This window comes from Skermanella sp., assembly GCF_059503625.1.
Map to the genome: position 1 here is coordinate 1 of NZ_JCACHA010000729.1, position 10,862 is coordinate 10,862.

Below are 10,862 nucleotides of genomic sequence, written 5' to 3' on the forward strand. Positions count from 1 at the left end.
CCGCCAGCAGGGAAAGCGGCGTGACCTCGACCGCCTGCCGGGCAGCTGCCGGCAGGGAGGAGGCGGGCTGCTGGGCATGAGCGGGCAGACTGGCGGGCAGACTGGCGGGCAGACTGGTGGTCAGCCAGAGGGCGCTTGCGGCTGCGATACGCGTCGGAAGCCGGCGGTTCCGGGAGGTTGGGGCGGTCATTGGGCGGGCACCGTATCGGAAGTCTTCTTCTGGGAGGCAGTCCGCAGAATGCCGCTTTTGCACATTTTCCAGGCCGCCGGGACGCCGTGGCCCAGGGCCAGGCCGACCAGGAACCAGAAGCTGCGGAAGATCGATCTTTCCGCCGGCACCCGGTTTTGCCAGCGCTTGGCCCAGATACGGCTGTTGCCGTAGACGAGCTGGACGGCGGCCGTCGCCTCGGTCTGGCTGACCGGGTTGAATTCGCATCCGACGGAAAAGACGCCGCCCGAGACCGACATGCGCCGGACCCGCATGGTGATCTGCCGCTCGGTGCCTTCTTCCTCGCCCGGCGCCAGCAGGGTCACGATCATCGATTCCGACATCTGGGACCGGGCATGCATCGGAAGCTCGATGTTCAGGCCGTTGGCCGAGCCGTTCACGACCTGCGCCGGAAAGTCTCCACCGTCCAGTTTCAGGTGGGCCGGGACCTGGAGGTTGATCCGCGGGAACTTGCGGATCTGTCTCTGTTCGTAGACCGCACCCAGTCCGGCCAGGGCCAGCAGAAGGCTGACGCTGTTCCAGAAGGCGACGATGCCGATGATCTCACGGCTTTCGGGCAATGCTACGAAGCGCCACGCGGCGGCCACCATGCCGGCGGTGAGCAGCAGCACCATCCAGACGAAGGGTCCCGCCAGCGGCGAGGCCCGGTCCGACGTCGTCGTCTCGCCCTTGGCCGTCACCTTGAACTGCGGCGCCCGGGGGTTCAGGAGCACGGACAGCACCGCCCGCGACAGGTGAAGCGACAGCACGTATTCGTAGAGTTCCGAGATGAACGGCCAGCGTGCCTTGCCGTTGAGGATATTCGGCAGCATGACGCTGGCGACGATGTGGGGCAGAATATAGGCGAAGAATTCCGGTACGTTGGTCCGGACGATCTGCAAGCCGAAGAACAGGTAGCAAAGCGGTCCCAGGACGAAGATCGGGCGGATGAAGACGAAGAACCAGTACAGGCTGTTGCTCAGGTAACAGAGCCGCTGGGCCAGCGACAGGCCGCTGCGCCACAGGACGTTCTTCAGCAGGAGGATCTGGATCATGCCCTGTGCCCAGCGCGAGCGTTGTCCGATGAAGCTGACGAAGCTTTCGGGCTGAAGGCCGGCGATCAGCGGCTGGTCCAGATAGGCGCTGCGATAGCCCTGGGCGTGCAGGTCCATCGCCGTTTCGCAGTCTTCGGTGATGCTGTTGCCGCTGATGCCGCCGACTTCGTCGAGGGCGCTTCGGCGCAGCAGCGCCGCCGAACCGCAGAAGAAAGCGGCGTTCCAGCGGTCCAGGCCGGGCTGGATGTTCCGGTAGAACAGCTCGTTCTCGCTCGGCATCCGCGGGAAGGTCTTCAGATTGTATTCGATCGGGTCGGGGTTCAGGAAGAAGTGCGGCGTCTGCACGAGCGCCATGCCAGGGTCCTTGACGAAGAACCCGACGGTCTTCCGCAGGAAATCGGACGACGGCACGTGGTCGGCGTCCAGGATCGCGACGAGGTCGCCCTTGATCTTGGCGAACGAGGCGTTGATGTTGCCCGCCTTGGCGTGCTCGTTCCTGTCCCGCGTCAGATAGATGGCGCCGGTCGTCCGGCAGAGTTCCTTCAGCTTCTCCGCCCGCCGCCTTGCTGAATCCGCCTTCAGCGCGTCGGCCTGGTTGCACTTCTGCCGGGTGCCGCCGTCGTCCAGCAGGTAAACCTTGAAGCGCGATTTCGGATAGTCGAGCGAGACCGCCGCCGTCAGGGTGATCAGCAGCAGGTTCGGCTCTTCGTCGTAGGTCGGGATCAGGACGTCGACCGACGGCAGGTCGGGGTCCGCGTCGTCGATCGGGATCGACTTCCGGTACAGGGGATTGCTGATGACGAAGATGCTCAGCAGGAACATCATGAACGAGAAGATCTCGGCGACGTAAAGCACCAGCCCGGGTATGAAATTGAGCAGGTCGTCGGGCGCCGGAAGCGTGCTGGTCGTCCGCCAGATGATGTATCGGATCGTCACGAACGCCGCGAAGGATATCCCGAGGATGCGGCCCGTCCTGTGAGCCTTCAGCGCCGACACGAGGAAAAGGGCGCCGACGAACGACCATGCGACGAGCAGCTGCGCTTCCAGGCTGACCGGCAAAGTCGCCGAACAGCCGATCGCCGTGAGCAGCACTATCCAGAGAATGCGTGCAAAAAATCGATAAGCCATGAAAGGTACCGGCGCTTCGCGGACCCCCGATAGGTCACGTCATACCGAGCCTTTATTGCGCTGCATGATAAATATTTGCTTAATCTTGAAAGTAACCAAGAGGCAAGTCATGTACTATATCGTATAAAATACAATGCAAGCTAAAGACTGAGCAGATAAATGGGGTAGTGTTTACTTCAATACGGCATAGTTTTCCTGTCGATGGTGATAGGCGTGAGGAATGACCATGGCCGAATCGCTATGATCGCTGCATGGCTATCGTCGATCCGTCGCCGGATTCGATGCGTCAGGCTATTGCTACCGGCAGGGTATGCCACGGGATCGTCCATATCGGTGGCAGGCTGGACCCTGTATTCTCCAGCGGATCGACGTCCGGGACCATATTCCGGCCAGGATCCGATATGCCCATCGGACTGTTCGTTTCTCTTCCTCGTGAAAGGCTCCGGGGGTCCGCCATGCTCTCGCCTCTGTCCAACCGCAGTTACCGCCGCCTGTTCGCAGCGCAGGTCATCGCCCTTGTCGGGACCGGCCTTCTGACGGTCGCACTCGGTCTGCTGGCCTATGATCTGGCCGGTGCGGAGGCGGGGGCCGTGCTGGGAACGGCGCTGGCGATCAAGATGGTGGCCTATGTCGGCGTCGCGCCGGTCGTCGGAGCGTTCGCGGACAGGTTGCCCAGGCGCACCTTCCTTGTGGCGATGGATCTGGTGCGGGCCGTCATTGCCCTGTCGCTGCCGTTCGTCACCGAGATCTGGCAGGTCTACGTCCTTATCTTCGCCCTCCAGTCCGCCTCCGCCGCGTTCACGCCGACGTTCCAGGCGACCATTCCCGATATCCTGCCGGACGAGGCGGAGTACACCAGGGCGCTGTCGCTGGCGCGGCTCGCCTACGATCTGGAAAGTCTGGCCAGCCCGGCGCTGGCGGCGGCCCTGCTGGCCGTCATCGGCTACCATGACCTGTTCGCCGGAACGGTGGTGGGGTTCCTCGGTTCTGCCTTGCTGGTCGGTTCCGTGGCGCTGCCTTCTCCGGCGATGCCGGCGGAGCGTGAGGGCGGGATCTACCACAGGATCACGAAAGGCACCCGGATCTACCTGAAGACGCCGCGCCTTCAAGGATTGCTGGCGCTCAACGGCGCTGTTGCGGCTGCCGGAGCGATGGTCATCGTCAATACGGTCGTGATCGTCCGGGCCGTATTGGGCGGGACCGATTCCGATGTCGCCGTAGTGCTGGCGTCCTATGGGGCGGGCTCGATGGCGGTCGCGTTCCTGTTGCCGCGCCTGCTGGAGCGGGTGTCCGACCGGGCCGTCATGCTGGCGGGCGCCTGGGTGCTGGCGGCGGGGACGCTCGTGATGGCGGTGATCCTGTCCAGCGGCGTGATGCCGGCGCGCGTGACGGCGGGCCTGCCGCTCCTTCTGCCGGTCTGGGCGGCACTGGGCGCCGCCAACTCGGCCGTGCTGACGCCCAGCGGCAGGCTGCTCCGGCGATCCGCCCATGCCGAAGACCGGCCCGCCCTGTTCGCGGCGCAGTTCGCCCTCAGCCATGCCTGCTGGCTGGCGGCCTATCCGCTGGCCGGCTGGATCGGGGCGCTGGCCGGCGTGGGGGCGGCGTTCACCGTCATGGGTGTCGTGGCCGTCGCCGCGACCTCGCTTGCAATGCGGCTCTGGCATGCCGGCGATGCGGAGGAGGTCGAGCACGTCCACTTGGCCTTTGGCCACGAACATCCCCATATCCATGACGAGCATCACCAGCATGCCCACGAAGGCTGGGAAGGGCCGGAACCGCATGTCCACCCGCACCGTCACGCGCCGATCCGCCACAGGCATACCCTGGTGATCGACCGGCATCATGTGGAATGGCCCCGGCACGGCTGACCAGCCATGCTTGATGCCGGGTTGCTCCCGGTGCCCGAGTCCTGGTATAGCAACGTCTGCTATATGGGCGTATGTAACGATCCTTGAGCCTGGGAGGACTGCATGACATCAGGGTGCCTGCTTTTCAGTCCCGGCTCGGTCGTGTGGCTGGGTTCCACCGTCTGGTAGGCTGCGGGATCCAGTGATCCGCGCCATACCTCCCCGGCATCGCCCGGGGCATCGCAATCCCCCGTAATCGGATGCCGCGCGCCGTCCCATGAGGACCGGTCCCGCGCGATCCGTATTGGAGCAGGCGCAAAGCTGCGCCGATCAGGTTCATGACTGTTGTCGATTCCACGCGGCGTCCGCGGCGGGCGGATGCGATCCGCACCGTTCTTTCCTTTACGTTCCGCCATTGGGGCCGTCAGCCCGTGCTCGTGGCATGGGTCGCGTTCGCCATGGTCACGGCCACCCTGGCCGACGTCTTCATGCCGTTCTTCGCAGGCAGGCTGGTCGACGCGCTGACCCTCCTGTCCGCCGACCGCGAAGCCGCGAAACATGCGGCATTGACCGCCTTCGGGGCGATGGTGGCCCTGGGGGCCGGCATGGTGGTCCTGCGTCATCTCGGCTGGAGCGGCATCATTCCGCTGACGCTGCGGATGATGGGCGACGTCTCGCAGGACGCCTTCCATCGCGTCCAGCGCTTCTCGACCGACTGGCACGCCAACAGCTTCGCCGGCGCCGTCGTCCGCAAGATCACGCGCGGCATGGGGGCGCTCGACACGCTGAACGACACGCTTCTGCTGGCCCTGCTGCCCTCCATCACCGTGCTGCTCGGGACGATGGTGCTGCTGGGACTGCACTGGCCGGTGCTGGGCCTGGTCGTGGCGGGCGGTACCGCGGCCTATATCGCGCTGACGCTGTATCTCTCCACGGAATACGTTGCTCCGGCGGCCAAGCTGTCGAACGCCCTGGACACCAGGCTCGGCGGCATGCTGGCCGATGCGATCGGCTGCAACCCCGTCGTCAAGGCCTTCGGCGCCGAAACGCGGGAAGACGAGCGGCTGTCCCGCACCGTGACCAAGTGGCGGAACCGCACCGGCCGGACCTGGACCCGGCATACGCTGAGCGGGACGACCCAGAACGCCGTCCTGCTGGCGATGCGGACCGCGGTCGTCGGCACCTCGCTGATGCTGTGGTGGCATGGACGGGCGTCGCCCGGCGACGTCACCTACGTGCTCTCGACATATTTCGTCGTCCACGGCTACCTGCGCGACATCGGCATGCACATCAACCATCTCCAGCGCTCGGTCAACGAGATGGAGGAGCTGGTCGCCATCCACGACGAGCCGCTGGGGATCGAGGACCGCCCGGATGCGGCGCCGATCCGCATCGGCGCCGGCGAGATCCGCTTCGACGGCGTCGCGTTCCGCTACGGCTCCCACACCGTGCCGCTGTACCGGGACCTGTCGGTGACCATCGCCGCCGGCGAGCGGGTCGGTCTGGTCGGGCCTTCCGGATCGGGCAAGACCACCTTCGTCAAGCTGATCCAGCGTCTCTACGACGTGACCGGCGGCCGGGTCCTGATCGACGGTCAGGATGTGAGAGGCGCCACGCAGGCGTCGCTCCGGTCCCGGATCGCCATCGTCCCGCAGGAACCGATCCTGTTCCACCGCTCGCTGGCGGAAAACATCGCCTATGCCCGTCCCGGCGCAACTCCGGCGGAGATCGAGCATGCGGCCCGGCTGGCCAATGCCCACGGCTTCATCTCGAAGCTGCCGAAGGGCTACGCGACCATGGTCGGCGAACGGGGCGTCAAGCTGTCGGGCGGCGAGCGCCAGCGGGTGGCGCTGGCCCGAGCCTTCCTGGCAGATGCGCCGATCCTGATCCTGGACGAGGCGACCTCCAGCCTGGACTCGGAGTCGGAGGCGCTGATCCAGCAGGCGATGGAGCGCCTGATGCAAGGGCGCACCGCGCTGATCATCGCGCACCGGCTGTCCACGGTACGGACCCTCGACCGCATCCTGGTGTTCAACCATGGGCGCATCGCGGAGGAAGGGACGCATACGTCGCTGCTTCATCGGCCCAACGGCATTTACCGGCGGCTGTTCGAGCGGCAGTCGGAGCCGGTTCAGGATCAACGGGACCGGGATCAGAGATCGGCCGGATAAATCCGGGACGTCATGGTTCCGCCATAGGATGCGTTAACCATCTTCCGCTATGCATGGAGGGTCGAACCACCCTCGAGACTCAGGAATAACAAGGCAATTCGCGCATGTGGCAACGTCAGCCAGTGTCGCTCCGGCGGCTTCTCTCCTTAACTCTCTGTCTCCTCTGGATCTCACTGGCCCCCGCCTTCGCCCAGTCCGGCCCCAGCCAGTCCGGTACCGCCCAATCCGGTACCGTTCAGTCCAGCGCCGATGACGGTCTCAATGCCGCCAATGCCGATCTGGACCGGGTACAGGCCAGCATCGACGCGATGGCGCAGGACGATGCGGCGCTGGGCAACCTTCGCGCCGATACCCTGCGCATCCAGGACGCGACCGAGCTGATAGCGCAGGAGCTGACGCCGCAACTGACGGCGCTGGATGCCCGCCTGAACGAGTTGGGACCGGGGCCGGCGCCCGATGCGCAGCCCGAAAGCCCCGAGGTCCAGCAGGAACGGGCCGACCTGTCGCGCCAGCGCGGCGACATCGACGCCCGGATCAAGCGCGCCCGCCTCCTGTCCGTCGCCGCCGCCCAGGCCGGCGACCAGATCACCGCCAAGCGCCGTGCGCTGTTCGACGAAAAGCTGTGGCAGCGGACCAAATCGGTCCTGGCGCCAAGCTTCTGGGGCGATCTGAACCGGAACCTGCCGCGCGACGCGTCGCGCCTCCATGACTTCGCGAGCGAGAACTTCGCGTCCCTGGTGGAGGTCGCCAACCCGCGCAACATCGCCATCCTGGGCGGCGCGCTGGCGCTGGCGGTGATCCTGATGGTGCCGGCCCGCCGCTGGCTGGAGGCGTCGGCCCGGCGGATCGCGATCGGGCAGATGCCGGCCAACCGGCTCAGACGGTCGGCGTTGGCGATGTGGTTCCTGGTGACCACCATCCTGGCGCCCTCGCTCGCCGCCATCATCCTCTATGCCGCCCTGATATCGGTTGGCTCGCTGACCGACGGCGCCGAGCAGCTGGCCTGGATCGCGGCCACCACCGTCTTCGTCGTCTCGTACATCACCGGTCTGGGCCGGGCGATCCTGATGGACAAGGGATCGTGGCGGCTGGCGCCGATTTCCGACGAAACAGTCGGCCGCATCCGTCACTTCCCCTTCCTGATCGGCGTGGTCGCCGGATCGGGCACGCTGCTCGAGCAGTTGAACACCCTGATCGGCGCCAGCCTGCCGGCCACGATAGCCGGAAGCTGCCTGATCGCACTGGTCACAGCATTGGCCATCGGCAGCATGATGTGGACGCTGACCCGCATCCGCAGAAGGGCGCTGAGGGCCAAGGAAGGCGAAGCGCCGCCCCAGACCCTGTTCTGGGGGCTGGTCGCGGTGGCGGTCTGGCTGATGCTGGCGGCCACGGTCTTCTTCTCGCTCAGCGGCTACGTGGCGCTCGGCGTCTTCATCGTCCGTCAGATAACCTGGCTGGCGATCATCGGCGGCACCGTCTACCTGCTGATGCAGTTCGCCGACGATTTCTTCACCAGCGTCTTCAGCGGCGAAGGGGCGATCGGCCGGTTCGTCTATACCATGATCGGCCTCAGCCCCGGCACGGTCGATCAGGTCGGGCTTCTGCTGTCGGGTCTCAGCCGGATCGTCATCCTGTTCCTGGCCGTCGCCGCGACGCTGGCTCCGTTCGGGGCCGGAACCAGCGGGCTGCCCGGCCGGCTCAACACCGCGACCGCCGGCTTCAAGGTCGGCGAGGTCACCATATCGCCCGGCGCCATCCTGGGCGCCGTCGCGATCTTCATCGTGGGCCTCACCATCGTCCGGGGCGTCCACGGCTGGCTGTGCGAGAAGTTCCTGCCCAAGACGTCGCTGGACGCGGCGGTGCGGACATCCGTCAGCACGACGTTCCGCTATATCGGGCTGATCGTCTCGACGGGTGCGGCTCTCAGCTATGCCGGGCTCAACCTCGGCAACGTCGCGTTGATCGCCAGCGCCCTGTCGGTCGGTATCGGTTTCGGCCTTCAGGCGATCGTGCAGAACTTCATCTCCGGCCTGATCCTGCTGGCCGAGCGCCCGATCAAGATCGGCGACTGGGTAACCGTCGGCGATGCTGAGGGCGATGTCAGGCACATCAACGTGCGCGCCACCCAGATCGAGCTGACGGACCGCTCGACCCTGATCGTCCCGAACTCCGAACTGATCACCAAGTCGGTCCGCAACAAGACGCTGACCAACTCGATAGCACGGCTCCAGATGAAGTTCAGCGTCCCCGCCGACAACGACCCCAATGCCGTCAGGGATCTGCTGCTGTCGTCGATGCGCGCCCATCAGAACGTCCTTGCCGATCCGGCGCCCAACGTCTTCATCGACGGGGTGAGCGACGGCAGCGTGGCCTTCAACGCCATCGCCTTCGTGTCCAGCCCGCGCAGCGTCTATTCGACCCGCAGCGCCTTGTGGTTCGACATCCTTCAGCGGTTTCGGGCGATGGGCGTGCGCCTGAGCTGAACCCCCGCCGCATCGGTTCCCCGGCAAGACGTGGGTTTTCCCCAATTCCGCGTCCCGCCGGCACGCTCCTGTGACAAGTTTCGAATCTGATATGTATGTCGAAAGGACTAGGCAAATAGTTTCGGATAATTAATAAAACCCGATACAAATTATGGCCTCTTGCTGATGGCGGAGGTTCTGGTGCGCAACAACGACCCGGTTACTGATCAAGAGGTCGAGCTGGACGACGGCGATCTTCTGGTCTCGCGAACCAATGCGGGTGGAACGATTACCTTCGCCAACAAAAAGTTCGTCGATATCAGCGAATTTTCCGAGCAGGAGCTGGTCGGCGCTCCCCACAACATCGTCCGCCATCCCGATATGCCGGTGGAGGCGTTCGCCGATCTCTGGGCCACGATCAAGGACGGCAAGCCGTGGGAAGGGTTGGTCAAGAACCGGACGAAGTCCGGCAAATACTATTGGGTGCGGGCCAATGTCACGCCCCTGATCGAGGATGGGGAGATATCCGGATTCATCTCGATCCGGTCGAAACCCGTTCGCGCCCAGGTGGAAGCCGCCGAACAGGCCTATGCCCGCATCGCCTCGGGGTCGGACCGGACGTTGAGCGTCCGGGAAGGCGCCCTCGTGCGCCGGGGCTGGCGGCAGACTGTCGGCAACGCGCTGGCAAGCGTCAGCGGCCGTCTGGCCGCCACGTTCACGATGCTCATCCTCGCCATCCTGCTGGTCGGCTGGCTCGGTTTTAGCGGCATGCACAACAGCAACGACAGCCTCCGGACGGTCTTCGAGGACCGCGTCATTCCCCAGGCCCAGCTTGCCGGGATCGGCGCCGGTCTGCGGGCCAACCTGCACCGCATATCCATGATGGCGCTCCATCTGAGGGATGGCGATCGGGGCGGGATCGAGACGCTCACCGACGAAGTGGGCAAGGGCAGCCGGCAGATCGATGCGCTTTGGGCGCAGTACATGGCCACCTACCTCACCGAAGAGGAAAAGCTCCTTGCCGCCGCCTTCCAGGAGCGGCGCGCCCTGTTCCTGCGCGATGGCCTTGAGCCGGCGCTCGCCCTGGCGGCAGGGGGAGACGGCGCCCGCCTGACGGAACACCACGACGCCAGGCTGCTGCCGCTGTTCGAGGAGATGATCGGCGCCAACAGGAAGCTGGAGGAACTCCAGATCCGGGTCGCGGCCGAGGAATATGCCCGGGCCGGCAAGGAGCTGGGCAGCCGCCTGGGACAGGCGGCGGTCGCCCTGGTCCTGTCGATCATGGCGGCGGTCGGGGCCGGCTGGCTGCTGCTGCGCACCGTGCGGACGCCGTTGCGCCGGTTCGAACAGCATTTCAACGCCATTGCCCGGGACGACCGCGCGCATGTGGTCGAAGTCCCGGCCGTTGCGGAATTCCGCCGGCTGGCCGCCCAGCTGCGGGCGCTCCAGGTGAAGCTGGCCTACAACGCCCAGGAACGGCTGGAGGTCGAGGCGCGCCAGAAGGCGCACACACGCATGACCCTGCTCGAGACCTGCAAGACGATCGAGAGCGACCTGGACGTGACCTGGGTCGAGGTCGAGGAAGGCAACGACCGCGTCACCGGCGGGGTCGGCCAGTTGCTCGACGCGCTTTCGGTCGTCCGGGAAAGTACGGCCGTCGTCACCACTGCGGCGGATCAGGCGAGCGCCAACGCCGCCAGCGTCGCCGCCGCGACCGAGGAGTTGAGTTCGGCCGGCAACGAGATCGCGCATCAGGCCGCCCGGTCCAGCGGCATCGCGCGCGACGCGGTGTCGAGCGCCCGTGAGGCGGCGAACGCCATCGGCCGCATGGAGGAAGCCACGGCGGAAATCGGCGACGTCCTGAAGCTGATCGCCGATATCGCCAGCCAGACCAACCTGCTTGCCCTCAACGCCACGATCGAGGCCGCTCGCGCGGGAGAGGCCGGCAAGGGCTTCGCCGTCGTGGCAAACGAGGTGAAATCGCTGTCCAA

At 65.7% G+C, this 10,862-nt stretch carries 6 protein-coding genes; 4 read left to right on the forward strand and 2 right to left on the reverse strand.

Annotated features, from left to right (window positions below; translation table 11 throughout):
• On the reverse strand, positions 1–190 hold a 190-nt coding region (locus AC5JJ6_RS24720), incomplete at its 3' end, for a hypothetical protein (protein WP_496044609.1).
• Positions 187–2,391, reverse strand: a complete 2,205-nt coding sequence (bcsA, locus tag AC5JJ6_RS24725; protein ID WP_496044610.1) for a UDP-forming cellulose synthase catalytic subunit — start codon at positions 2,389–2,391, stop codon at positions 187–189. The genes AC5JJ6_RS24720 and bcsA, both read right to left, overlap by 4 nt.
• 455 nt (positions 2,392–2,846) lie before the next feature.
• On the opposite strand from bcsA, the gene AC5JJ6_RS24730 reads away from it, so the two are divergent.
• From AC5JJ6_RS24730 to AC5JJ6_RS24745, 4 genes are all read left to right on the forward strand, one after another.
• On the forward strand, positions 2,847–4,259 hold the full coding sequence (locus AC5JJ6_RS24730) for an MFS transporter (RefSeq protein ID WP_496044611.1): 1,413 nt from the start codon (positions 2,847–2,849) through the stop codon (positions 4,257–4,259).
• A 317-nt stretch (positions 4,260–4,576) separates the two neighbouring features.
• Positions 4,577–6,409: an ABC transporter ATP-binding protein gene (locus AC5JJ6_RS24735; protein WP_496044612.1), complete on the forward strand. Its 1,833-nt coding sequence runs from the start codon at positions 4,577–4,579 to the stop codon at positions 6,407–6,409.
• A gap of 104 nt (positions 6,410–6,513) precedes the next feature.
• Positions 6,514–8,892, forward strand: coding sequence for a DUF3772 domain-containing protein (locus AC5JJ6_RS24740; RefSeq protein ID WP_496044613.1), 2,379 nt, complete (start codon positions 6,514–6,516; stop codon positions 8,890–8,892).
• 180 nt (positions 8,893–9,072) lie between these two features.
• Positions 9,073–10,862: methyl-accepting chemotaxis protein (locus tag AC5JJ6_RS24745; protein WP_496044614.1), on the forward strand; the 1,790-nt coding region annotated here is incomplete at its 3' end.